General features: G+C 56.2%; 19 protein-coding genes and 1 other RNA gene. 4 read left to right on the forward strand and 16 right to left on the reverse strand.

Features of this window, described 5'->3' with window-relative positions:
* Positions 1-2 precede the first annotated feature (2 nt).
* Positions 3-1772 (reverse strand): AAA family ATPase, encoded by a 1770-nt coding sequence (locus MIH19_RS11695; protein ID WP_249005055.1) that lies wholly within the window; start codon positions 1770-1772, stop codon positions 3-5.
* A gap of 99 nt (positions 1773-1871) precedes the next feature.
* Positions 1872-2720 (reverse strand): VacJ family lipoprotein, encoded by an 849-nt coding sequence (locus MIH19_RS11700; protein ID WP_249005056.1) that lies wholly within the window; start codon positions 2718-2720, stop codon positions 1872-1874.
* A gap of 41 nt (positions 2721-2761) precedes the next feature.
* Here MIH19_RS11700 and MIH19_RS11705 point away from each other — a divergent pair, with 41 nt between their 5' ends.
* Positions 2762-3169: a thioesterase family protein gene (locus MIH19_RS11705; RefSeq protein ID WP_249005057.1), complete on the forward strand. Its 408-nt coding sequence runs from the start codon at positions 2762-2764 to the stop codon at positions 3167-3169.
* Between the two features lie 58 nt (positions 3170-3227).
* Here the strand turns inward: MIH19_RS11705 and MIH19_RS11710 are convergent, their stop codons facing one another.
* From MIH19_RS11710 to ffs, 14 genes are all read right to left on the reverse strand, one after another.
* Entirely contained in the window at positions 3228-4349 is a 1122-nt protein-coding gene (locus tag MIH19_RS11710; RefSeq protein WP_249005058.1) for a beta-ketoacyl-ACP synthase III, read from the reverse strand.
* Positions 4350-4431: 82 nt separating this feature from the next.
* The gene (gene hrpA, locus MIH19_RS11715) at positions 4432-8298 is read right to left on the reverse strand and encodes an ATP-dependent RNA helicase HrpA (RefSeq protein WP_249008993.1); all 3867 of its coding nucleotides are present in this window, start codon (positions 8296-8298) and stop codon (positions 4432-4434) included.
* A 55-nt stretch (positions 8299-8353) separates the two neighbouring features.
* Entirely contained in the window at positions 8354-10030 is a 1677-nt protein-coding gene (locus tag MIH19_RS11720) for an AMP-binding protein (protein WP_249008994.1), read from the reverse strand.
* Positions 10031-10221: 191 nt separating this feature from the next.
* On the reverse strand, positions 10222-11400 hold the full coding sequence (locus MIH19_RS11725; RefSeq protein ID WP_249005059.1) for a VWA domain-containing protein: 1179 nt from the start codon (positions 11398-11400) through the stop codon (positions 10222-10224).
* An 18-nt stretch (positions 11401-11418) separates the two neighbouring features.
* Positions 11419-12261: a MoxR family ATPase gene (locus tag MIH19_RS11730; protein ID WP_249005060.1), complete on the reverse strand. Its 843-nt coding sequence runs from the start codon at positions 12259-12261 to the stop codon at positions 11419-11421.
* Between the two features lie 17 nt (positions 12262-12278).
* Positions 12279-14354 carry a vWA domain-containing protein gene (locus tag MIH19_RS11735; protein WP_249005061.1) on the reverse strand — a complete coding sequence of 692 codons (2076 nt, stop codon included), beginning with the start codon at positions 14352-14354 and terminating at the stop codon, positions 12279-12281.
* Positions 14355-14426: 72 nt separating this feature from the next.
* The gene (locus MIH19_RS11740; RefSeq protein ID WP_249005062.1) at positions 14427-14765 is read right to left on the reverse strand and encodes a hypothetical protein; all 339 of its coding nucleotides are present in this window, start codon (positions 14763-14765) and stop codon (positions 14427-14429) included.
* Positions 14765-15214, reverse strand: coding sequence for a YcgN family cysteine cluster protein (locus MIH19_RS11745; RefSeq protein WP_249005063.1), 450 nt, complete (start codon positions 15212-15214; stop codon positions 14765-14767). Before MIH19_RS11745 ends, MIH19_RS11740 begins: the two co-directional genes overlap by 1 nt.
* Positions 15211-15507 carry a YcgL domain-containing protein gene (locus MIH19_RS11750; RefSeq protein WP_007351096.1) on the reverse strand — a complete coding sequence of 99 codons (297 nt, stop codon included), beginning with the start codon at positions 15505-15507 and terminating at the stop codon, positions 15211-15213. Before MIH19_RS11750 ends, MIH19_RS11745 begins: the two co-directional genes overlap by 4 nt.
* A complete protein-coding gene (locus MIH19_RS11755; protein ID WP_249005064.1) occupies positions 15504-16652 on the reverse strand; it encodes an HRDC domain-containing protein in 1149 nt (382 codons plus the stop codon). Before MIH19_RS11755 ends, MIH19_RS11750 begins: the two co-directional genes overlap by 4 nt.
* Before the next feature lie 24 nt (positions 16653-16676).
* Complete coding sequence (gene recR, locus MIH19_RS11760) at positions 16677-17279, reverse strand: recombination mediator RecR (RefSeq protein ID WP_018404220.1); 603 nt, start codon at positions 17277-17279, stop codon at positions 16677-16679.
* Between the two features lie 23 nt (positions 17280-17302).
* Positions 17303-17626 (reverse strand): YbaB/EbfC family nucleoid-associated protein, encoded by a 324-nt coding sequence (locus MIH19_RS11765; protein ID WP_249005065.1) that lies wholly within the window; start codon positions 17624-17626, stop codon positions 17303-17305.
* 4 nt (positions 17627-17630) lie between these two features.
* Positions 17631-19532, reverse strand: coding sequence for a DNA polymerase III subunit gamma/tau (gene dnaX, locus MIH19_RS11770; protein ID WP_249005066.1), 1902 nt, complete (start codon positions 19530-19532; stop codon positions 17631-17633).
* A 185-nt stretch (positions 19533-19717) separates the two neighbouring features.
* An RNA gene (gene ffs, locus MIH19_RS11775) (signal recognition particle sRNA small type) lies at positions 19718-19814 on the reverse strand.
* A gap of 176 nt (positions 19815-19990) precedes the next feature.
* Between ffs and prsK the strand changes: the two genes are divergently transcribed.
* The 3 genes from prsK (at position 19991) to MIH19_RS11790 (ending at position 26156) form a co-directional block, all read left to right on the forward strand.
* Positions 19991-22105: an XrtA/PEP-CTERM system histidine kinase PrsK gene (prsK, locus tag MIH19_RS11780; RefSeq protein ID WP_249005067.1), complete on the forward strand. Its 2115-nt coding sequence runs from the start codon at positions 19991-19993 to the stop codon at positions 22103-22105.
* Between the two features lie 180 nt (positions 22106-22285).
* Positions 22286-23614 carry a PEP-CTERM-box response regulator transcription factor gene (prsR, locus tag MIH19_RS11785; RefSeq protein WP_249008995.1) on the forward strand — a complete coding sequence of 443 codons (1329 nt, stop codon included), beginning with the start codon at positions 22286-22288 and terminating at the stop codon, positions 23612-23614.
* 112 nt (positions 23615-23726) lie between these two features.
* Positions 23727-26156 carry a tetratricopeptide repeat protein gene (locus MIH19_RS11790; RefSeq protein ID WP_249005068.1) on the forward strand — a complete coding sequence of 810 codons (2430 nt, stop codon included), beginning with the start codon at positions 23727-23729 and terminating at the stop codon, positions 26154-26156.
* The last annotated feature ends 84 nt before the right edge of the window (positions 26157-26240 follow it).

The raw sequence follows: 26240 nt of genomic DNA on the forward strand, positions 1-26240 counted from the left end.
CTCTAACCCTCCGGCGGCGCGGGCGCCGCCGCATTGGTGGTCAGAACGTCGCCTTTGTCTTGCAGTCGCGGCACCGCGGCGTTTAGGTCATTGTGCATCTGAATCACCGTCATAGCGCCGGCGATACCGTCTTCAGCCAAACCCTTCCGGCCCTGATACCAGCGCACTTGGTCTTTGCTGGAGCGGCGCTTTAGTTCAGCGTTGAGTGTTTGGTCGTCAGCGGTTAAACGGTCCACCAGTTCCATCATGCGCGCGCTTAACCACAGGTTTTCACCGTTGGCGGCGCTAAACGGGCTGTTTAGGCGCAGGTATTCCGGATACTGCCACAATACCCGATAATCCCCGAACCATAGCGGTTCCAGATCGCCAAAGGCAACGCTCACCGGCCCTTGCTGCGTCAGCAAGTCAGCCTGCTGCTGGTGCAAACGCCGCAACACCACGTAGCGATCGCGGGTATTGCCGACATCGCTCTGCAATCTGCCCTCTAATCCGCCCCTTAATTTTAAAATGGCCGGCCGGTCAAGCAATTCCAGGCTTAGCCGGGTTCCGGTGCGCTCCAGGCAGCCAAGCCCCTCAGCCCGGGCAAAGTCACAGGCTATCGGAACTTTTTGCGGCTGGTAGTCAATCTGCCAAGCACCAAACAACGCCACAAACGCCGCCGGCAATTCCAAACTGTGCGCCTGCAGTTCAAATGTTGTAAGCCCGCCAGCACGGACGGCTGTTTCGGCGACGGTTGCCGGCGAGACGCTAGCGCGCGTTATGCGCCCACTGCGTTGAGTCGATTCATTATCCGTGGGTGCGACCTCTGCTACAGGAATTTCAGCAGCCGGGGCGGACATAAGCCCGTCAAAATCGCCATTATTCCAACGCTGCACGGCCCACACGGTTATTACGATGGCCATCAACAGGGACGCCAGAAGTGGCCCGAGGCGGCGAAGCCTGAATATTCCCTGCCCGCTGGAAGGATGGCTACCACGAACTTCCCGCGCCGCAGTGCGGATATGAACCGCCGTAATTTCGTGTTCGCCGTCGGCGTAAGCGCCCAAAAGTGCGCGATCGCTGATCAGGTTGATCAGTCGCGGTATGCCCTGGCTTTCACGAAACAAACGCCGAGTGGCCGCACGGCTGAACAGCTCGCTGCGCACACCGGCCACGCTGAGCCGGTAGTGCAAATAAGCAGCCAACTCTTGGCGATTGATCGCCTTAAGGTGATAACGCGCCGTAATACGCTGGTTCAGCTGCCGCAGCTGCGGCAACGCAAGAATGTTTTGCAGCTCGGGCTGGCCCAGCAGCACAATCTGCAACAGTTTTTTCTCGGCGGTTTCCAGATTGGTCAACAGACGCAGCTGTTCCAGCACATCCGCCGATAAATTCTGCGCCTCGTCAATAATCAGGACTTTGTGCCGCCCGGCAGCGTGAGCTTGCAACAGGTGGTGATTAATCAGGTCCACCAGCTGTTTGATGCTGGCGTCGTCGCGGTGGAGTATTTCTAACTCGTCGCAGATCACCATCAGCATTTCAGCAACAGACAGACGCGGGTTGATAATCAACGCAATGTCGGCATTTTGCGGCGCGCTTTCAATAAAACAGCGGCAAATGGTGGTTTTTCCGGTGCCCACTTCCCCGGTAATCACAATAAAACCGCCCTGCCCGGGAATGCCATACATCAAGTGTGCCAGGGCCTCTTTATGGCGCTCACTGAGGTACAAATAGCGCGGGTCAGGCGCTATGGAAAAGGGGGGCTCGCGAAAACCGAAGAAATCGTAATACATGGTTACGCTAATATCCCGTCTGGCTAATTCGTGAACCTGCTGAGCGAGAGGCTCCCCAACGAATTAGGAGTCATCAACCAATTAAAAGTCATCAACCAATTAAAAGTCATTAAGCATCAGCTCGTCATTGTCGTCGGCGGCAAACGGATCCCGCTGTACCTTGCCGTCATTAATCAGGAAGTCGCGGCGCTGCATGTACGCATTGCGAAAAAACACATAACGGTCACCGGAAATCAGCTTTTCAGCCGGAATCAGGTCAGCCCGCACGTCCACCAGCTGCACGCCACGGGCGTACTCATTGTATGGGCTTTCAATTTCGTCCCAGGTGGATGGCAATACAAAGCGATCGACACCAAAGCCTGCAAAATCCCGCGGGTTGGATGGCCCCAGCACGGGCAGCATTAAGTAAGAGCCGGCGCCCGAACCCCAATAGCCCAAGGTTTGACCAAAATCTTCCGGGCGCTCGGGCAAATCCCAGGCGGTGGCCACATCAAACATGCCCGCTAACCCGAACACCGTATTAAAGGTAAAACGGCCTGCGGCCACGACGGCCGACTCCAGCTTTAGCTGCAACACGCTGTTGGTGAAATTTCTAAGTTCCCCCAAGTTGCTGAACACATTGGTAACGCCACGGTCGGCAAAGTCCGGCATAATCGCGCGGTAACTCTGGGCAATCGGCTTCAGAACCCAACGGTCCAAGCTTTCGTTAAACGCAAACACCTTGCGGTTCCAATTTTCATAAGGGTCGCGTTTGTGCTTGCTGGAATTCGTGGGCAAGACCGCAGATTCAGTAAACCCTGCGTTTGCCCGTTGCTCTGCTGTCTGTGCCAATGCTTGGGTTTGGGCCTGTGTTTGGCCGAATGCGAATAACAGCATCAACGCCAACGCCACCGAGGCACCACGGGGAAGCACAAACAGTGAGCAGGGCCGAAGATTAGTTTGGGTCATGTTAAGCTCTTTACATTCTATATTTACAAACGGAGAGATCGATGTCGGTACCGGGAAATCTTGTCAGCACAATCACGACCCCCCTGCGCTGGGGTGATATGGATGCCTACGGGCACGCCAACAACACAGTGTACTTCCGCTTCTTTGAGGAAGCTCGAATTGTCTGGCTGGCCGACATCAAAATCGGCATGAGCGGTCCCACAGGACCCATTATTATAAAGACTAGCGCGACCTTTCTAAAGGAATTGAAGCACCCTGCCAACTTGGTGATTACTACCTACGCCGACAAAGCCGGCAACACCAGCCTCGACACCTACCACGAGATAAAAGACGCAGACAACGGACAACTCTACGCAGAAGGATACGCAAAGCTGGTGTGGTTTGATCACAACACCCGCAGTTCCTGCCCTTTGCCAGACGTTCTGCGCGCCCTTGCCACGAACGCCTGAACCGCCTGAAGGGTTTGAAAGAACACGGCGGCAGACAAATCACCCGTCGCCTTTTTAGTCAGCGGCGGCGCAAAACCACGCTACCAATAGAATAACCGGCGCCAAACGAGCATATTACGCCAACATCCCCGGATACCAGGTCGTCTTTATTCAAATGAAAGGCAATGATGGAACCGGCGGAGCTGGTGTTGGCGTATTCATCCAGAATCACCGGTGCCTCGTCTTCGGTGGCATCGCGGCCCAGAACCCGGTGCGCAATCAGGTGGTTCATGTTCAGGTTGGCCTGGTGCAACCACATGCGCCGCAGTTGATCGGGCGTCAGCCCAAGGCTCTGCAGATGGCTCTGAATGGTGTCGGCCACCAGCGGCGACACTTCCTTGAACACCTTACGACCCTGCTGCACAAACAATTTGTCAGGCTGGCCAACACCGCTGTCGTCGGCGCGGTTCAAAAAACCGAAATTGTTGCGGATGGCGTTGGAATACAGGGTTTTCAAACGGGTACCCAGAATTTCAAACCCCGCGCCCGGCGCTACCGCGTCTTCCCGCTCAACCAGAATGGCCGTGCAGGCATCACCAAATATAAAGTGGCTGTCGCGCTCGCCAAAATTCAGGTGGCCGGAACAGATTTCCGGGCTAACCACCAGCACCGCGCGGGCCGTGCCGTTTTCCACCGAATTTATTGCGGCCTGCAAACCAAACGTGGCAGAGCTACACGCCACGTTCATATCGTAAGCAAAACCCTGAATGCCCAACACGCTCTGAACTTCAATCGACACCGCCGGGTAGGCCCGCTGCAAGTTGGAGCAAGCCACAATCACCGCATCTACGTCATCCGCGGTTTTACCCGCCTGCTGCAGGGCTTCGCGACAGGCCGCTACCGCCATATCGCACTGCACCGAAGGCTGATCGTTGGCGCGGTCCGGAATATTCGGCTTCATCCGCGTGGGGTCCAGAATACCCACTTTATCAATCACGTGGCGGCGCTTTATACCAGACGCTTTTTCAATAAAGGCCGAAGACGAATGCACCAGGGCCAGCTGCTCACCGCGGGCAATCGCATCGGCATGCTCGGCGTTGTGCAGGTCTACGTACTGGTTGAACGTTGCAACCAGTTCGTCATTGCTGATGGTTGCCGGTGGTGTGTACAAACCGGTTCCACTGATGATGGCTTTCATCACGTTAACCCCATGTCATGGTTGAAGTCTGAAAGGTTAAAGAGAAAAAGGTTACCACAGTCACCGGCGTTTGCCCGCGTTCCCATTACACCCGGGTAGCCTGCCATTGCTTATCAAGGCGCTTGATAGACACTGTCATCTGCGTGCCCAACTGCTGGGCGAAAAACGACACCCGGTATTCTTCCAGCATCCAGCGGTAAAGCTCAAGCTCCGGGTCTTTAACACCCTGGCGTTGCTGATCTACAAGCTTGCTGGCGTAACGCGCCCACAGCGGTTCAATGGTATGCAGGAACTCCCGCTCGCGGCCCATCTCCCGCGGCATCTTCTCAAACCGTACCAGAGCCGCTTCAAAATAACGCCCGAACTGGGCCAGCGACTGCGCCGGCGTGTTCACCAAAAACCCCGGGTAAACAAGGTTCCGCATCTGGAACTTAATGTCGGCCATGGAATTGGCCAGAGCCAAATTAATCTTGCCCTTCAGCCGCTTTGCCACCTGTTGGTAACCGTGCATGGCCTGATGAAGGTGGTCTACCGCGGTTTCGAGCGCGGGAATAAAGTCGCCCCGATGCTGGTTAAAACAAACGTCGAACGCCTCCGGGCTGCGCGGTAACGAACCACCCAGAAAGTGCTGCATGGCGGTCGACAGCAGCAGGTCGTCCAGCAGAATGCGCGCCTGCCCTACCGGTGCGAACATCAGCGCCGCTTGTTTGAATTTCGGCAGCTTGCGTTCCAAATCGTCCAGGGTGTTGCCGAAACGATTCAGAATTAGCCGGGCGATGGCCTTGCGAGTAATGGTTTCCGCCGTTAACGAGTCCAGGCAGCGGGTTTGCCGCACGTCTTTGCCCAGGTCCTCCAGAGCCGGATACACGGTCACCTGCATACCGCCTTTTTCGGTTTGCACCTGCTGGGCCAAGGTGCCGAACTGCCAGCTGGAATGAGTCGCTGTAGTGGTCTCGTCTTTGCTGTCGGTGGCGGTAATTGACGCCAAGGCCTGCTCGGCTTTAGCCTCAAGCTGGTTTTGCAAATCAACGGTTTCACGGCTTTCCGCGATAACGGCGCCTTTGTCGCCGGTCACCCGCAGATTCATTCGCAGGTGCCGTGGCAGATCGTTTTGCTGCCAGGCTTGCGGGTCTATCTGCACCCCGGTCATGCGCCGCAGCTGCGCGCCCAGTTGCAACGCCAGCGGCTCGTTAGAAGGCTGTAGGTTGGCCAGAGCCGCGTCGACGAAATCCGGCACCGGGACAAAATTACGCCTCAGGGATTTCGGCAGCCCTTTCACCAGCGCAATACACTTTTCCCGCAGCAATCCGGGCACCAGCCATTCCAGGCGACGCGCCGGAATTTGCTTCAGTGCCATCAATGGCACCCGTAGAGTCACGCCATCGCGCTCGCTGGTGGGCTCAAATTCGTAATCCAACGGGTATTTCACCCCTTCCCACTCCAGAAAATCCGGGTAGAGGGCACCCGCCTGGGCGTCCAGCGGGCGCTGCAGCACGTCTTCTTCGGTCAGCTCCAGAGCTTTGAGCTCGTCGGCTTCCAGATTTTTCCACCAGTGCTCAAAATGGCGACCGCTGACGATGTCTGCCGGCAAGCGCTGATCGTAAAAGGCCACCAGGGTTTCGTCGTCTACCAGCAAATCCCGGCGACGGGTTTTCTTTTCCAGATCTTCGACCGATTCCAACATTAGCCGGTTAAGTTCAATAAACGGCGCCCCTGAGCGGTAATCGCCGTCTACCAAGGCGTGGCGAATAAACAAGTCGCGGCAGGCGGCCGGGTCAATGTCGCTGTAAACAATGGCGCGGCGCGGAACAATGTCCAAGCCGTACAGGGTGATTTTTTCAAAACCCATCACTTGGGCGCGTTTTTGCTCCCAGTGCGGCTCAAAATAGTGATGCTTTACCACGTGGGCGGCCAAGGGCTCTATCCACTGGGGCTGAATGGACGCCACCATGCGCCCGAACACCCGGCTGGTTTCCACAATTTCAGTGGCCACAATCCACTTGGGCGCGGTTTTCGCCACCTTCGAGCCCGGGAATATCAGCAGCTTGCGATTGCGCGTCGCCATGTATTCGCGGTTTTCAAACTTTGTTGCCACCTGTCCTAACAAACCCGACAACACCGCGGTGTGTAACGACTGATAGCTGGCAGCCTGGGGGTTCAACTTAAGCTTCTGTTCGCGGCAAATCAGCGTCAGCTGGCGGTGCACGTCACGCCATTCGCGCATGCGCATCCAGCTCAGAAAGTTTTTCTGACAGACTTTTTTCAGCTGATTCAGCGACAGTTCCTGGCGCTGCTCTTCGTAAAAATTCCAGATATTCAGCAGGGTAACAAAGTCGGATTCTTTGTCGTTGAACGGCGCATGGGCCTGGTCTGCCTGCTGCTGTTTGTCTTGCGGCCTGTCACGGGGGTCTTGCACGCTCAGCCCGGCAATAATAATCAGCACTTCACTCAGGCTGCCCTGCTCCGCAGAGGTCACCAGCATGCGAGCAAGGCGCGGGTCTAGCGGCAGGCGCGACATGGTGCGACCAGCCGCGGTTACCCGGCGCTTGTCGGTGACCGCACCCAACTCTTCAAGCAGTTTGTAGCCATCGTTTATTTGGCGATTATCCGGCGATTCCAAAAACGGAAAGTTACGAATATCACCCAGGCCCGAGGTGGCCATCTGCAGAATCACCGAGGCCAGATTGGTGCGCAGAATTTCGGGGTCAGTGTATTCCGGGCGATTGATAAAATCGTTTTCGTCATACAGGCGAAAACAGATGCCCGGTGCCACTCGCCCACAGCGGCCGGCGCGCTGGTTAGCGCTGGCCTGGGAAATCGGTTCTATAGGCAAGCGCTGAATTTTCGAGCGCACGCTGTAGCGGCTGATGCGCGCCACACCGGTATCCACCACGTAACGAATGCCCGGCACCGTTAGCGAGGTTTCTGCCACGTTGGTAGACAACACCAAACGACGGCCGCGATGGCTCTGGAACACCCGGTTCTGTTCCTGATTGCTAAGCCGCGAATACAGCGGCAGCACTTCAGTGTGCCGCAGCTCGGCGTGGCGCAACACGTTGCTCAAGGCCCGAATTTCCCGCTCGCCGGGCATAAACACCAATACATCACCTGGCGGCTGGCTGGCGCTGCGCTCGTGCTGCTCAATTTCTTCCAACGCCTGCAAGACGCCGTCGGTCCAGCCCTGATCCCGGTCGTCGTCATCGCCGACCAATGGGCGATAGCGCACTTCTACCGGAAAGGTACGGCCGCTGACTTCAATCACCGGGGCGTTATTGAAGAACTCACTAAAGCGCCCAAGCTCGATGGTGGCGGAGGTAATAATGATTTTGAGATCGGGCCGCTTTGGCAGCAGCTGTTTCAGATACCCCAGCAAAAAGTCGATGTTCAGACTGCGCTCGTGGGCCTCGTCGATAATCAGCGTGTCATAACGGTCTAAAAACGGGTCGTGCTGGACTTCCGCCAGCAGGATACCATCCGTCATCACTTTCAGGCGGGAATCTTCGGAGGTGGTATCGGTAAAACGAATCTGGTAACCCACTTGCCGGCCGGTTTGTTCACCCAGCTCTTCGGCAATGCGCGCCGCCACGCTGCGGGCGGCAATACGCCGGGGCTGGGTGTGGCCAATCAAGCCACGAATACCCAAGCCGGCGTTCATGCAAATCTTTGGAATCTGGGTGGTTTTACCAGAACCGGTTTCACCGGCAATAATCACCACCTGATTGTCCGCAATAGCAGCGGCTATGTCGTCTACCCGCTCCGAAACCGGCAAGCCCTCAGGGAAGCTGGCCGGTTTGTGCAAGCGCTGGCGCGACTGCACTTTTTCCTGCCCCGCCTGCAGCCAGCGGCCAATTTTTTCCAGCTCTTTGGTGTCTAGGCGGCCTTTGGCGCGGGCAAGAGTTCGACTTATGCGGGCGGATTCTAGCTGCGCGCAGGCGCCAAGCTGCTCCGTTATGCCACTAAGAGCGCCATGTTCAGAAGGCGTTGCAGAAACAGTGTCAGTTGAAGATTTATTGATTGCTTGCTTCTTCCCTTAGTTCGCGGCGCAGCACTTTGCCAACGTTGGTTTTTGGCAACTCGGTGCGGAATTCAAAATGCCGCGGCACTTTGTAGGCCGTCAAGCGTTCACGGCAAAACTCTTTCAGCTCACCGGCGGTCACACCGTCTTTGGAAGCAACCAGATACACTTTTACGGCTTCACCGCTTTTTTCGTCAGGTATGCCCACCGCGGCGCATTCCAGCACGCTAGGGTGGCCGGTGATCACATCTTCGACTTCATTGGGATATACGTTGAAGCCAGACACAATAATCATATCTTTCTTACGATCCACAATGCGAATGTAGCCATCTTCTTGAATAACAGCCACGTCACCCGTGCGCAAATAGCCGTCGTCGGTCATCGATTTTCGGGTATCGTCCGGGCGCTGCCAGTATCCGCGCATAACCTGCGGGCCTTTAACACAAAGCTCGCCGCGCTCGCCAAAGGGCGTTTCATTGTTATCGTCATCCACGGTTTTAAGCAGAGTACCCGGCAAAGGCAAACCAATGGTGCCCAGCTGAATAGCGCTGCGCGGGTTAAAACTCACCACCGGCGAGGTTTCAGTCATGCCATAACCTTCGCAAATTTCGCAGCCGGTCACCCGTTTCCAGGTTTTAGCCGCCGTGGACGTGAGCGCCATGCCGCCGGAAGCGGTAAGCTTCAGATGGCTAAAATCCAGCTTGCAGAATTCTTCGTTATTACACAGCGCCACAAACAGCGTGTTCAGGCCCAGAAACGCCGTGAATTCATGATTTTGCAGCTCTTTCACAAAGGCGTCGATATCCCTCGGGTTGGGAATCAGCACGTTGTGGGCACCGGCTTCCAACATGGTGCCGCAATTCAGAGTGAACGAGTAGATGTGATACAGCGGCAGCGGTGCAATCACCACCTCTCTGCCTTCAATAATGTTGTCTTCCAGCATCGGCCGAATCTGCAGCAGGTTTGCCACCAGATTGCCGTGGGTCAGCATCGCGCCTTTGGCAACGCCGGTGGTGCCACCGGTGTACTGCAGCACGGCGATGTCGTCCTGTTTGCATTCAACCGGAGTGAACTGCTCGCGGGCACCGGCTGCCAGCACCGCGGGTAATTTGTGGGCCTGGGGCAGATTGTACGCAGGCACCATCTTTTTGACGTGCTTGACCACCGTGTTCATCAGCGTGCGCTTAAAGGTGGAATGCATATCCGCCACTTCGGTCACAATCACGTGTTCAATGCTGGTATTGGGCAGCACTTTTTCCGCGTTGGCGGCCATATTAGCCAGAACCACCAGCGCTTTTGCGCCCGAGTCGTTAAACTGGTGTTCCATTTCCCGGGTGGTGTACAGCGGGTTGGTGTTCACCACAATCAGCCCGGCGCGCATCGCACCAAAGGTAACCACCAAATACTGGCACACGTTCGGCATCTGAACGGCAATACGGTCACCGGGCTTCAGATCGGTTTTGTTCTGCAACCAAGCTGCAAAATTACGGCTTTGAACATCCAGATCTTTATAACTGAGGGTAACGCCAACGGCAGACACTGCAGGACGGTCCGCGTACTTGGTTACCGCATGGTTGAACACATCAACCATGCTAGAGTATTTTGCCAGATCGACGTCCAGGGACACACCTCGTGGGTATTTGTCCTGGTAAAACTGCTCGAAACTCATCATTACTCGAACTCCTGTCTGGGCTTTTCTAGTTATAATAATTGGCCTGGCAAGTTGTGCGACTGAGTTTCTTCGCTGAAATCAAGTCGACGAAAGTCTAAGTCGCAGAGTCGATAAAATCATAGCAGTTTTGAGCTCAAGCAAATAGCAGTTTCTACCCACCACCTTATTCATTTTCCTGCAAATTACCGCTATTTACTCAGCTGTTTCATCGCGCCTTCCAAGCCTTCCACCGTCAGCGGATACATCTGGTTATCCACCAGCTGACGGGCCATGGCCATAGAGCCGCCCTGCGCCCAAAAGGCCTCTGGCAAGGGGTTCAGCCAAACCACTTTGCGGAAATGATCGGTAATGCGTTGAAACCAGGTGGCGCCGGATTCTTGATTCCAATGTTCAATAGAGCCGCCCGGATGGCTGATTTCGTAAGGCGCCATGGTGGCGTCCCCGACAAAAATAACCTTGTAATCCGAGCTGTATTTATTCAGCAGTTCCCAGGTCGGCGTTACCTCGTTGGTGCGCCGAACGTTCTGGGTCCACACGCCCTCGTAAATGAAGTTGTGAAAGTAAAAATACTCCATATGCTTGAATTCCAGCCGCGCCGCTGAAAACAGCTCTTCACATTCGCGAATGTGCGGGTCCATAGAACCGCCCACATCAAAAAAGATCAGCACTTTTACAGCGTTGTGGCGCTCGGGCACCATTTTCAGATCAAGGTATCCGGCGTTACGGGCGGTGGAGCGAATGGTGTCGTCCATATCCAGGGTGTCAGCGGCGCCCTGGCGGGCAAATTTACGCAACCGGCGCAACGCCACTTTGATGTTGCGAATGCCTAGGGTAACGCTGTCATCCAGGTCTTTAAACTCGCGTTTTTCCCACACTTTTACCGCGCGACCGTGGCGGCCTGTTTTCTGGCCGATACGAAAGCCTTCCGGATTGTAGCCATCCGCACCAAAGGGCGATGTGCCGCCGGTGCCGATCCATTTATTACCGCCGGCGTGGCGCTCTTTCTGCTCTTCCATGCGCTTTTTGAAGGTTTCGATCAGTTCTTCCAGGCCGCCCAGGGAATCGATTTTCGCCTTTTCTTCATCGCTCAGGTGCTTTTCAAACTCGGCCCGCAGCCAATCGTCGGGAATCAGCGATTGCAGCAACTCGTCCAGATGCTCGATGCCCTCAAAATACACCTTGAAAGCACGGTCGAATTTATCGTAGTGGCGCTCGTCTTTGACCAGGCACAGGCGCGCCAGATAATAGAATTCTTCCATGTCTGCGAAAGCCAGGCGTTGCTGAAGGGCCTCCAGCAAGTCGAGAAACTCCCGCAGGCTGGCCGGCACTTTTGCCCGTCGCACTTCCAGAAAAAAATTGATCAGCATAAAACCCTACCTTTAAGACTAACCGCGGCGGCGCGCCATAAACGCCAGCTTCTGCAGCAGGTGAACATCCTGCTCGTTTTTCACCAGGGCGCCGTACAGCGGTGGCAATGCGCTGCTGCTGTCTTTCTGGTGCAGCATCTTGGCAGACAACTCATCGGCCATCAGCAGCTTCAGCCAGTCAATCAACTCAGAGGTAGACGGCTTTTTCTTCAGGCCAGGCACCTTGCGCACGTCAAAAAACACTTCCAGGGCATCGCGTACTACCTGCTGCTGAAGACCCGGGAAATGCACGTCAACAATGCTTTGCATGGTGCCCTGGTCAGGAAAGCTGATGTAGTGAAAAAAGCAGCGGCGCAGGAAGGCGTCGGGCAGTTCTTTTTCGTTGTTACTGGTGATCACAATGATCGGCCGATACTTGGCCTTTACGAACTGCTGGGTCTCGTAAACGTAGAACTCCATGCGGTCGAGTTCCTGCAACAGATCGTTGGGGAACTCAATGTCGGCCTTGTCGATTTCATCAATCAACAACACCACTTGCTCTTCGGATGCGAAGGCTTCCCACAATTTGCCGGGAATAATGTAGTTGCTGATGTCTTTCACTTTCTCATCGCCCAACTGGGAATCCCGCAGGCGCGACACCGCATCGTATTCGTACAGACCCTGCTGGGCTTTGGTGGTGGACTTGATGTGCCAGGGGATTAAACGCTTGCCCAAAGCCGCCGCTATTTCTTCCGCCAGCAAGGTTTTGCCGGTGCCGGGCTCACCTTTTATCAACAACGGGCGTTGCAGCGTTATAGCCGCGTTCACAGCCATTTGCAGGTCGTCGGTGGCGACGTATTTATCGGTGCCGGTAAATTTCATGTTCTGGGTCCTGTAAGTTACTTCTTGCGATCGTTGTCGGGCGTTTTCTTTGGCTCAGGGTCCGTGTCTTTTTCAGCGCCTTTTTCAACTTCGGCGCCTGGCAGGTCGTCAAATTCAGACAGGTCAAAATCGTCATCAAAAGCCAAAGGTTCAGGGTCGCCCTCTTCCGGCTCTATCAACGGTATGGTTTCTTCGGGCAGTGGCTCTATGGTGGGCACTGAGGTTTCGTCAACCACGGGCTCAGCGGCAAGTTCTGGCTCAATCAGGTCGTCCGCGCTTAATTCCGGTACGTTTTCCGGCTCGTCAACGTCGGTAATCACCGGCACGGCAGCCACTTCCGGGGCTGGAACGGGCGCAGCCGCTTCTGCTTCCACGTTTGCTTCGGCGTCAGTTTTGGCATCGGTTTCATCGATGTTTTTGCGTTTGCGCAGCAGCAGCCAGATCAACAAGGCCAGCACCAACAGAGCACCCGCGCCGGCCACCATCATCCAGGGCGCTATCGCTGAATCCGCGCTCTCGGGTTCTGCCGGTTCGGGCTTATCCAATTCAGCAACGTCTATCGGTTGTATCGGTTGTGCAGCTGCTTCCGGCTCTGGGGCCGGCTCTGGCTCTGCCGCAGTTTCAATGACCGGCTCAACTTCTGCGACAGGTTCGCTGGCGGGTTCAGGCGCGGGCGCCTCATCAACCGCAGGCGCAGCAGGGGTGGCGGTTTTGAAAGGATTAGCGACGTTAATTTCAGGCGCAAACAGTGGCGCGTCTGCGGCGGACGCTTCGGCACCGGCAGCAGGTTCAAACCGCGTAGTTCCAGAGAACTTGCGCGCAAAGGTACTGCTGCGCGCTTCCACAATCACCTGGTACTGGCCGGCGGTCGGCAGCTCGGCAATGTTATAGCGATACACGCCATCGGCTGGCGGGCCCTGCTCTGACAACACCTTGGTACCGCCGCGGCCATCTTCATTTTCCAGCGTCAGGTTAACCGTTAGCACACTTAAAAAATCGGCATTGGTAATCGGTTCATCACCGTCAAACAGCCCTACCCGAATCGCCAGCGGCTCATCTACGGTAAAAGTGCCGGGAATGGGGCTCACAATCATCCGCAAATCACTCACCACGCTTACCCGGCTGCCCTCGCCTAGCTGGCCGTCCAGGCTCCAGCGCCCGGCTACGGGGTCGGTTACGGTAATCAGGTCATAACCCGGTTCACGGGCCCAGCGAATATTGTCCGGGTGCTGCTGCAAGGTGGCCGCGGCTGCACCGGGCGCTTTTAACGCCAGGGTACGGTTGCCAGAGGTTTCATTGTCGCCCCAGAAAATCAGCGCGGTGTATTCGCTCACGCCGGCATCCACCATAAAGCCGTCGTCGTCGATGGGCGTTTGCTCTTGGGGTACAGCGGCATTAAAGGCGTCCAGAAACGCGCGGCTTAAATCATCAGCGTTTTCCGCCACGTGAAAACTGCCGTTTGATTCGGAGGCCAGTTTGCGCAAAAACTCGGTGTCTGCCTCGGCCGACAGGGCTACCGCGTGAAAACGGGCACCCTGCTGCTTCAGCGGCGGAACCAGGGTATCCAGAATTCGATTAGCTTCGGCCTTATTGGCGCTGGGATTGCGGCTGATATCCACCATGCCGTCAGTCAACACAATAAAGTGGGTATTGCTCAGCACGCCACCGGTAAAGTAACCATCGCTGGCGGTTTCAATGGCCGCACCCAAATTGGTGCGCATGGCCACCGAATTGATCGCGTCGCTTTGCGCAATGGCCATATCACGCCAGGCATCGTTGACCTCCCGGTGGGGCACCAGCATGTTCACGTACTGGCCAAAAGTCCACACACCGGACGTGGCGCCATCGGGCAGCAATCGGGCCAACAAGCGCAACGCCGGGCGGCGCAGATTTTGCGGGTCGTTCTGCTTCATAGAGCCGGAAATATCAACAATAATGCGCACATCCACCGCGCCCGGCAACTGCGGGCTATCCGCCCGCTCGGCCTGAGACTGGACCTGATCTTGGGCCTGGACCATGCCCGCAAACGCCGCAATCAACGTAATAATAAGCGCGTGCCACAGCGTTTTGTGCGTTACCGGAGTTGACTGCATGAAGCTTCCCACCACGTTTTCCCTGTGTAAAACGGCCATAAAATGAACAGCCGCCGATTTATTATTCAACGCTCAGCGTTTCATCCGATAACGCACCAGGTCCAGAATCCACACCAGCAGCAATACCATGCCGGCCAACGCAATATTTAACAAGGCAGCGCTGGCCGCAACGCTGTCGCCCAGAATCAGTTCATAACCGCCGTACAACCATGCCGGAATCCACCAACCGGCTATGTCTAAAGATTCCACCGGGGCCACCAGAATAGCCGCCAACGCGGCCAGCAACAGTGTGCGCAAACCGTAAAACGGCAAAAATCGCAACAACCGCTGCATCATCCATAAAAACAGCACTAGCCCTACACCGTAGGCGGCCCAAAACAGCCAGTACACGTTCTGCAATTCCGCATCCATTATGTCATTACCCAGTGAATAATATGTTCTTCCCAGTCTTGCTCGGCCACGGCCGCCTCTGACAACACCTTACCGCGCACCGACACACCTGCATCATGCACGGATTGCGGGTCACCGCTGCGCAGTGGGTGCCAATCGGCCAATGGGCGACCGTCTGCCAGAGTGCGATAGGCACAGGTATAAGGCAGCCAGTGATAATCCGGCAATGTTTGCGGCGTAATCAGCGTGCATCCGGGTACTTTTTTCAACCGCTCGGGGTAAACCGTGCAACCGCAGGTGTCAGTATCCATGTACTGGCACACTAAATCCGTATGGTATACCTCACCGGTGTCTTCATCTTCCAGCTTGTTCAGGCAACACTTCCCGCAACCGTCACACAGAGATTCCCACTCCGTCGGTGTCATTTCATGCAGGCGTTTGCGCTGCCAGAATGGCACTTGTGCAATCATCGGTTGCGCTGCCCCAGCTTCATCTTGAACTCGACAATCGCCATGTCCTGCTCTTCCGGCATCTGCAGAAAAAAGCCTTTATCCGCAATACCCGCCAGAACCTGTTCAGCGCTGGTGCGAGCCAGTTTGCGCTCGGGTGTCAACACCAAATCCATGGCGTGTACCGGCTTGCCAAACAAGGTGCGCAGGGTTTCCGGCAAGTCATCCCAAAGGTGACCTCGGCGCACATACAGATAGGTGTCGGGCTTTTTACTGCTGCGAAAAACGGAAACAAAGTCGCGGGTTTTGGTCACGAAAGCAGTTCCTCTATGCTGCCCCGAACCGGAGCCAGTATCTGGCTGCGCCAGCCTTCAAAAAACGGGTTACCCGCCAGCTGTTGTTGCTGCACCACGGCTTCCAGGCGCTTGCGCGGCGCGAGCAATTCTATAGGAATATCAGCCGATTCCGCAGCACGCACAAAGTGTTTTTTCAACTGCTTGTAAAAGCCCTGCTGGTCTCGGGTCAAAGGCGCCGCAATCGGCTCTATGGCCACATCATCGGCGGCATCGGCTTTTGCGATCAGCGCCAGCAGAGTATCGCCGTGGCGGCGAACCTGGCCGGATGCCAGGCCCTGAATATCTGACAGAGCGTTCAGCGTTTTGGGCTGCGTCTCGGCCATTGCCATCAACAAAGGGTCTGCCATTACCCAGTTTCGGGGCTTGTCCTGGCGATGACATTCGCGCTCGCGCCAGCTAACCAACGCCTGCAGCACCTGTTGCTGCGGGGCGCTTAAAGGCCAACCGCCGCGCAGCTTTAAATAATGCCGGGTGGGATCGTCCTGGCTTGCCAGGTCTGCAGCAAAGCGAGCGGATTCTTCCACCAAGGCCTGCTGAAGCCCGCGCCCGGCTAAAACGTCTTGCAGCCAGTCATAAATCGGCTTTAAAAAGCGCACGTCATCAATGGCGTAGCGCTGCTGTAAATCGCTCAAAGGCCGTGAAATCCAATTAGAGCGGGTAAGCGTTTTGTCCAGGCTTTCACCAAACAGGCTTTCAACCAATTTGGCGTAACCCATGGAAAACCCAAGCCCGGCAAAGGCCACGCCCAACTGCAGATCAATCACGCCCTGCATGGGAATGCCCAGCCAGTGGCGGAACAGCTCCAGGTCTTCACTCACCGCGTACAACAGCTTTGGGCGTTGTTGATCTTCCAGAGCCGCACGAAAACCGGCAGAGGCCTCTGCCACTTCCGGATCCACCAGGCGAAATTGATCGGCCAGCCCAAGCTGCACCAGGCCCGGTATCGGGTAATAAGTGCTCACCCGCTCGAATTCTGTATCGAGGGTCAAAGGCTCTGTGGGCTGCGCCGCCAGCCATTTATCCAGCTGTTCAGGGGTTTCCAGCCATAGCACCGGCTCGGATGGCGCCGGCGCTGTCAGCCGGGGGAGTTCATTCGCATTCATAAAGTTGCCTGATCGGGAAATGGCTTAGCCAGCTAAAGGTTTGCGGCCGCGGAAAGCGTGGGTCAGGGTAAAACCGTCGACATAACCCAACTCGCCACCCACAGGAATGCCGTGGGCCAGCCGGGTAATCAGTACGTTGTTGTCGGCCAGGCGGTCGGCGATGTAGTGCGCCGTCGCTTCGCCTTCCACTGTGGGATTGGTGGCCAGTATTAACTCGGTTACGCCTTCATCGCGCACCCGGTGAACCAGCCGGTCAATGCCAATCTGCTCCGGCCCAATGCCATCAATGGGGGACAAATGCCCCATCAGCACGAAATAGCCGGCACGGTAGTCACCGGCCTGCTCGATGGCCAATAGGTCTGACGGGCTTTCCACCACGCACAGCACACCGGTGTTGCGTTCCGGGTTTTCGCAAATGCCACACACGTCGGTGTCGGCAAAATTCTGGCAACGATCACAGCGGCGCACACCGTCCATGGCCCGGCCCAAAGCATCACCCAGGCGGCTACCGCCACTGCGGGCGCGTTCCAGCAAATGAAAAGCCATACGCTGGGCGGTTTTCTGGCCTACGCCGGGTAGCACCCGCAAGCTTTCAACCAACTCATCCACCAGAGGACTGAACGCCATAATAATCCCTAAAATTCAATAATTTAGAAAGGCATCTTAAAGCCGGGAGGAAGACCCATACCAGACATCATGCCAGACATTTTGTCTTTCTGGTTGGCGTCCACACGGCGCACTGCGTCGTTCACCGCCGCCGCCAGCAGGTCCTCAAGAATGTCTTTTTCTTCGGCCATCAAAGACGGGTCAATCTCTACGTTACGAACGTCGTGGCGGCCGTTCATCACCACCTTCACAAGCCCCGCACCGGATTCGCCAGTCACTTCTGCCTTGGCGATTTCTTCTTGGGCTTTTTGCATGTTTTCTTGCATTTTTTGGGCTTTTTTCATCAGCTCGCCCATGTTGTCCATCATAACGTTATCTCCTGTTTGAGCCGGCCGGGCTCTTTATCTCAGCCGAGCTCTTTGTGTCGGCCGGGCGCTCTTTGTCGGCCGGGCGCTTTTTGGGGACTTCAATCGGTCGAATACTGTCTTCCACGACACGGGCAGCAAATCGATCCACAATCGATTGTACCAGCGGGTCGGTGCGAATGGCCTGCTCCGCCGCCTGCTGCCGAACCTTACGCTGGCGCTCTTCATAGGCAGCCGGCGTGTCGTCTGGCTGCCCCCTTTCTATACGTAATTCAGTGGCGTCACCGAAACGAATTCTCAAGGCGGCCAGAATTTTTTCTTCGTGGCGGGCGTTCAGCAGCCGCGCGTGGCCCTCATCAATAGTCAGCAGCACGTCATTGCCTTGGTGCAGCATAGACCCGTGGCTGGCCAGATTGCCCGGCATACCCGCAATATTCAGGCTGCGAAAATCCCGCTGCCAAACAAATTCACCGTCAGGTAATGCTTCTTCCGCCACTTCTGGCGGCTCTGGCTGATGTTCTGGCTCAGCCGCTGGCTGCCGCTGCTCAGGCACAAAAGGCTCAACAGCCTCATCAGCACCATAAAATGCCCCGTCGTCCGGGTAATCTACGTCTGTGCCAGGCTGAGGTTCCCAAGGTGGAATCGACTCAACCGGCGCTCGCTCTGTTGGTGGCGGCGTCGAAGCAGCCGGGGCAACAGGCTCCAGATTCGCTGGTACTGGCGCTTCAGGTTGATTCGAGCTAACAGCAACAGGGTCTGGTTCATCACGGTTTCCGGCCGGTGCCGAATCCGCCGCAATCGCCGTAGGCGGTTCCCGGCGAGCGGTTCCGGGCCGGAACGCCAGCATACGCAGCAGCGTCATCTCGAACCCCATGCGCGCATCCGGCGTTATCGCCAAATCTTTGCGCCCCATTAGGGCCACCTGATAAAACAACTGGGCATCTTCCGCGCTCAGCTTCTTAGCCAGCGCCTGAATCTGGTGAGCGTCCCCCAAGGCGTTGTCCGCACTGCCAGGCACCACCTGCTCCATCGTCACCCGATGGAACAGCGACAACAGGTCCGCCAGAATCACCCCGTAATCTGGCGCAAAATCGGCAATACGGCTGATTTCCGTCAACAACGCCGGGCCATCACGGCCAACCAACGTGCCCACCAGGCTTTCGATATCACGCTGATTAATCGTGCCCAGCATAGAACTGACATCGCTTGCCGCCAGTTGCTGGTTGCCAAACGCAATAGCCTGATCCGTCAGGCTTAGGGCATCGCGCATACTGCCGTCCGCTGCGCGCGCCAGAAGCCATAGGGCCGGCTCTTCAAAAGGAATCTTTTCAGCAGTCAATACGTGGTTCAAATGGCCGGCGATGTGTTCCGGCGTCATCCGCTTCAAATTAAACTGCAGGCAGCGCGATAACACCGTCACCGGCAATTTTTGGGGATCGGTGGTGGCCAGCAGGAATTTAACGTGCTCTGGCGGTTCTTCCAGAGTTTTCAGAAAGGCGTTGAACGATTGATTGGTGAGCATGTGCACCTCGTCAATCAGGTACACCTTAAAGCGCCCGCGGGTGGGCGAATACTGCACGTTGTCTGTCAGCTCACGCATGTCGTCAACGCCAGTGCGCGAGGCGGCGTCTATTTCAATCAGGTCAACAAAGCGGCCTTCCTGAATTTCGCGACAGCTGCCGCAAACACCACAAGGTTTCGCGGTAATGCCGGTTTCACAGTTCAAACATCGGGCCAACAGACGGCCAATGGTGGTTTTGCCCACACCACGGGTGCCAGTAAACAAATAGGCATGGTGCAGGCGCTGGCTTTCCAGCGCGTGGATTAACGCCTGAAGCACGTGTTCCTGCCCCACCATGTCTTCGAAGGTGCGCGGGCGCCATTTACGGGCAAGTACCTGGTAGCTCATAGTTCGCCAATTGCCGTGAAAAATAGCGTTAATTCTAGCATGGATGCTAAAACCGAAAAACAGAGGGTAGACGTAATGAAGAGTGATTAAAGAGTAATCGAGAAAGTGACAAGGAAAGCAGCGGGTATATAACGATAATCGACAGGAAGGCAAAAACAGAAAACGGGGGCTAAAACAGGTGGTGGCCCCACCAGCGACACTCCGGCACACATATCGACCGCTGCGGCTGCTCCCTTCCGGGTCTGACCGGGTTCACGGTTTCATGTTGCGAAGGCACCAATAGGGCCACCATAACGGCGTTTCAGAATGTTTCCCCGAAAGCGGCGCGCATAGTAACAAACGCTACGGAGTACTACAAGAGTAAGCGGGCTCGCCCAAGCCGGCGTTTTAATTTACTCTTTACTTAATCTGCGCCCATCGCCACAAGCAGCCGCCAGAACAAAAACCCGGAAGAGTCCATGTTTAACGATTTCAACGCCCTCAGCCACGCCGTTGCGTTTATCACTTATGGCCTATTGGCAATTCTGATTGCATCCCGCTACATGCGCCGTAATTCCGATCGGGCCCTGTTCTTTGCCGCGCTGTTATCCGCCCTATGGGCAGCGGCCTTGGTGACCCAGTCCATCTGGGGGTTCCCGGATTTTGCCGTGCGCTACTTGCTGGAATTGCTGCGCGACAGCGCCTGGATCGCACTTATTTTCACCCTGCTGGGCAGCGCTTTGCCAAACGACGGCACCGCGCGAAAAATCAAACTAGCCCTGGCAGGCGCCGTTATTGGCCTGCTAGTGGTACTGCTGCTGGTCAGCGCCGCTGAACACTTTGGCGTAAACCACATACTGAGCGGCAAAACAAAAATAGTGGGCCAGTTAGCGCTGTCGCTGATTGGCCTGCTACTGATCGAACAAATCTGGCGCAACTCCCTGGGCTTTCGCCGCTATAGCATTAAATACATGTGCACCGGCGTGGCCACCATCTTCATCTTTGATTTTGTAATGTACGCCGACGCCCTGCTGTTTGGCCAAATCAGCCAGAACTTCTGGGACGCCCGCGGGCTCGTCAACGCGCTGCTGGTGCCACTGTTTGCGGTAAACGTAGTTAACACCCGCAAACAACCCATAGATTTCCGGGTATCGCGGCGCGCCGCCTTTCACGTTGGCACGCTGCTGTTCGCCGGCGCCTACCTGGTATTTCTGTCGGTTGCCGGCTACTACATCAAAACCGTGGGCGGCAACTGGGGCGACGCCCTGCGCATACTGTTCTTCACCCTGGCACTGGTGTTCTTGGTTACCCTGCTGCTTTCGCGCCGGCTGCGGGCCCGCATGATGGTTGCCATCAGCCAGAACTTTTTTGACTACAAATACGACTACCGCAATGAATGGCTAAAAATGACCAAAGAGCTGGCCAACCTGACCGATTCGCCGCCCCTGCCAGAACGGGTTATCCGCATTCTGGCAGACCTGGTGGAAAGCAACACAGGCGCCATCTGGTTGCAAGACGACCAGAACCGCTACCAGTTAAAAGCCACCATCAACATGAGCTTCGATCGTCACACCCTGATTGACCCCAATGACGACCTGGTGCGCTATTTCCGCGATAAAGAATGGATCATAGATCTTAACGCCTACAGGGCAGACCCAGTTGCCTATGATTTGCTAGAAGTCCCAGACGTTATCAGCCAATGCCCCAATGGCTGGCTGATCATCCCGCTGTACCTAGGCAACGAGCTTTACGGCATGGCACTGATTGGCGCGCCCCTCACCCAGGTAGAACTGAACTGGGAGAACTTCGATTTAATCCGCGTGGTTGCCCGCCAAACCGGCAACCTGCTGGCCCAAGCCGATGCTCAGAGCGCGCTCACGCGGGCCATGCAGTTTGAAGCCGTCAGCAAAGCGTCTGCTTTCATGCTGCACGATTTGAAAACCGTGATCGCGCAACTGTCCCTGCTGGTCAAAAACGCACCCAGGCACCGCGATAACCCGGCATTTATTGACGACATGATTCAAACCGCCGACCACGCGGTGAACAAAATGTCGAACCTGGTCACCCACATCCAAAAGCCTCAGGACAGCCAAGGGCAAACCGCAGAAGTCATCAACCTGATAGACGTACTCAGTAGCGCCATAGCCGACGCGACAAGACGCAACCCGAAACCGCATTTTGATTACCGAAACGGCGACGTGTGGATAAGGGCAGACGCCGAACAGCTGAGTACCGTAGTGGGCCATTTGCTGAGAAACGCCCAAGAAGCCACGCCGCCAGACGGCGACATTGCTGTGACTTTAAAAGTCGCCCGCGGAACCGCCGTGGTGTTTATTCAGGATTCCGGCAGCGGCATGACCGAAGAATTCATCCGCAACCGCCTGTTCAAGCCATTCGAAAGCACCAAGGGGCTGACAGGTATGGGCATAGGGGTTTACCAAACCCGGGAATACTTGCTGGAGCTTGGTGGAAGCATTGATGTCACCAGCGAACCGGGCCTAGGCTCGTGTTTTTCAATGCGCCTACCGCTCGCCGACGCCGCAGCTTCAACTGCAACCACAACCGCGACGAAAGAAACTCAGTCAAATCAATAGCAATACGACGCCACATAATACATGTCGATGCAAAAGCGCAAATTGGCACACACAACCGTTGCAAACTGCCGGCTTTGAGTTAAGACTTCCAAAAGTAGATACACGCGTTAACAAGGAACGAACAAACCCGTGACGAGACGATTACTGATTGTAGAGGACGACCCGGGACTGCAAAGCCAGATGCGCTGGTGCTTTACTGACGACCTACAAGTGTCGATTGCAGCCGACCGTGAAACCGCCCTTACCCTGCTGCGACGACTGGAACCCGAAGTGGTAACCCTGGACTTGGGCCTGCCGCCAGACCCCGGCGGAAGCAGCGAAGGCTTCGCACTGCTGGAAGACATATTGCGCCTGGCACCGATGACCAAAGTGATTGTGGTGACCGGACGTGAAGAAAAAGAAAACGCCGTAAAAGCCATCGGAATGGGCGCCGCCGACTTCTACCAGAAACCCGTAGACGCCGACATTCTCGGCTTTGTGGTTAACCGGGCGTTCCGCCTGGCCGAGCTGGAAAAAGAAAACCTCGAACTGGCCAACCGCGACGTCACCAGCGTGAAAGGCATTATCGCGGCCAGCCCGCAAATGCTGGCCGTGTGCCGCACGCTCGAAAAGGTTGCGCCAACCGACATTACTACCCTGATCAACGGCGAAACCGGCACCGGCAAAGAAGTACTGGCCCGGGCCCTGCATGACCTAAGCCCAAGGGCGCACATGCCCTTCGCCGCCATTAATTGCGCGGCCATTCCAGAGAACCTGCTGGAAAGCGAACTGTTCGGCTATGAAAAAGGCGCGTTCACCGGTGCCACCCAAAGCAAAAAAGGCAAAATTGAAAGCGCCAACGGCGGCACCCTGTTTCTGGATGAAATCGGCGACATGCCCATGGCGCTTCAAGCCAAACTGCTGCGCTTCCTGCAGGAACGAGTGGTAGACCGGGTTGGGTCACTAAAACCCACGCCAGTCGACGTGCGCGTGGTGTGTGCTACTCACCGCAATGTGAACGAACTGATTCAGGAAGGCACCTTCCGCGAAGACCTTTACTACCGCATCAGCGAGATCACCCTGGATTTGCCCGCGGTTCGTGACCGCGACGGCGACGCCCTGGTCATCGCCCAGTCACTGCTAAAAAGCCTAAGCAAACAGCTAGACCGGCCCGGCCTGAGCTTCTGTGACGACGCCATCAGTGCCATAGAAACCTACCCCTGGCCTGGCAACGTGCGCGAAATGATCAACAAAATAAAACGCTCGGTGATTATGGCCGACGGCAAGCGCATCACCATAGATGACCTGCAACTGCCCCTGAGCACCGACAACTCAGACGCCAGCGACAGCAAGCTGAACCTGCGCAAAGTACGCGAAAACGCCGAACGCGCTGCCATCGTTCAAGCTCTGCGCAGCAGCAACTCAAACATGGCACAAGCGTCCCGACTTCTTGGGATTACCCGCCCCACCCTGTACAACCTGACTGACAAATACCGGATTAACACTTCAGCCGATGCAACAGAAAGCTAACCAGGGAATCGGAGGTCGAGCGGGGATAGATTTCAAATCTGTCCCCTAAGCTACAAGTCAAACCGGGGACGGATTTAAAATCCGTCCCCTACTTTCATCGGAGCCGTAAACAATGTCGATAACAGTACCCAAGAAAAAACTCCCGCGGCTGATCCTATTGGGCAGCCTGATGCTGCCCCTGCTGAGCGCCTGTAACACCGGCCCGGACACCTCAGAAGCACTGTCGCACCTAAGTCGCGCAGACACCTACGCCGAGCAGGGCCAATACCGTTCGGCCATTCTGGAAATCAAAAACGCAATCCAGACCGAACCAGAAAACGTCAGCCACATCGCCCGGTTGGGCGAGCTCTATCTGGAGCTGGGCGCTAACAAGCCGGCCGTTGAGCTGCTGGAACCCTGGCTGAAAGACTACCCGCAAACGGTCGCCCTGCCTTTGGCCCGGGCCTATGTGGAAGAACGCAAACACCTGTCGGCCATCGAAACCCTGGCATTGGCAAACCCCGAAAGCTCTGACGAGAAACTAGAAGCCTCCCTAATCAAAGCCGAAGCCATGCGCCTGTCTGGCGACGTTGACGAGGCAGTCACCGCCTACAGAGACATTAGCGCCAATTACGGCACCAGCGTGGATGCCATAACCGGTCTAATAGAGAGCCATATTCAACAAGGCAATGCCCGCACCGCTCTGGGCGCCGCTAACGATTGGCTGGCCAGCAACGAAACCACGCCAGCCGTTCTCTATTTGAAAGGGCTGGCCCAATATCAGCTTGACGAACTGGAGCCCGCCACCGCCACCCTCACCGACGCCGTTACCCAAATGCCAGCGTCAGACATGTTCCTGCCGTTAAGAGGTAGGTTACTGTCGCTGTTGTCACGAGTGCTGACTGAACAGGGCAAAATCAGCGAAGCACAGGTGTACAGCCGCATCCTGGCCGAACAAACCGATTCAGGCGCCCGGGAACAAGGCGAAGCCGTTATCGCCGCCATTCAAGCTGGCAACTTTGACGAAGCCAAAACCATGCTGCGTGACATGCGCAAGCTAGACCCAGACAACGAACAGCTGGCCTTAATGCTGGGCACCCTGTCCGCAGGTACCGGTGAACTGGAAGAGGGCGCCGAACTGCTGTCTGAAAATCTGGACCCGGAAACCACCCCAACCCGCTTTATTCGGGCGTCTACCATGGCCCAGATTGATCTGGGCAAACGGGAAGAAGCGCTGGCCACCCTGGAGCGTGCCGTAAAAGCCCGTCCCAACGACAACGACCTGCTGGCCATGCACGGCATTCTGGCTCTGAGCATGCCAGGCCAAGAAGCCGCAGGCGTCACCAGCCTAAGCAAAGCCATCAGCAACGAGCCCGAGCGCACCCGTTTGCGCGTGGCGCTGGCCCGGCACTACATCAATAACCAGCAAACAGAACAGGCCCTGGGGCAACTGCGGATGGCGTTCACCGCCCAGCCCGCAGATTGGGCAAGCACAGCTATCTATTTAAGCCTGCTGATCGAAAGCGGTGAAACCCGCGAAGCAGAAGACGTACGCGACTCGTTGATCAATGGCTACGGCAACGAGCCCCAAGCGGTTTTACTGGCCGCCATCGCTGACGGGCGCATGGGCAACTCCGGCCCAGCCATCACCCGGCTTGAAAAGCTAACCACAGACAACCCGAACATGCAGCAAGCGCGTCTGGCCCTGGCAAACCTCTACGCCTCAACCAATAACAGCGACAAAGCCGTTGAACAACTGCTAGCCGCCGCCGTCATTACCCCAGACGTCATCGGGCCATTGCAGCAAGCCGGTCAGGTCTACGCCACCAACCACAGCGTTGAAGAAGTTCAGCAGTGGCTGGGCACCGTTGCCGAAACCCACCCGCCACTGGCACCCAACGTCAGCTTATTATCTGCGCTAATTCACATACAAAAAGGCGAGGTAGAACAAGCGCGAACACTTCTGGAACCAATGGCCAACGAAGATAACCCCATCGGCTACAGAGCCTACGGGCAGCTACTGGCCGCAGAATCCGTTTTAAGCGCACAGGCCGAAGATTTCCCAACGGCTCTGGCCAAAGCAGCAGAAGCCATTGCCATACAGCCCGAAAACGTCGGCTTCGCGCTGCTGCCCGCGCGCATACTTATCACACAAGGTAAAAACACCGAGGCGTTAGAAGCACTGCAGGCCGCCGCAAAAACCCACAACAACCACGTCGCCATTCTGATGGCCCAGGCCGACCTGCAGATGAACCAACAGCAGGATCAGCCCGCGATCGAATTGTATGAACAAATTGTGACAGCACAACCCAGCAACGTAGTGGCGCTGAACAACCTGGCCTGGCTGCTACGCGAACAGAACAACAGCCGCGCCATCGAACTGGCCGGCCGCGCCACCGAGCTGGCACCCGAAGCGCCAGACATACTCGACACCCATGGATGGGTTCTGCACCTGGGCGGCAAACACGAACAAGCCAAACCCATCGTTGAGAAGGCCCTGGCGCTGGCGCCAGAGAACGCCGAAATCCAGGCACACCTGAAAGCCATCGAAGCTGCGATGTAAAAAAACCTGACACTTCGCGGTCTTTGTAAACCGGGGACAGATTTCAAATCTGTCCCCTACTCGCATTCAGCGGCTTTTTTAACT

The organism is Marinobacter sp. M1C (assembly GCF_023314135.1).
GTDB lineage: Bacteria > Pseudomonadota > Gammaproteobacteria > Pseudomonadales > Oleiphilaceae > Marinobacter.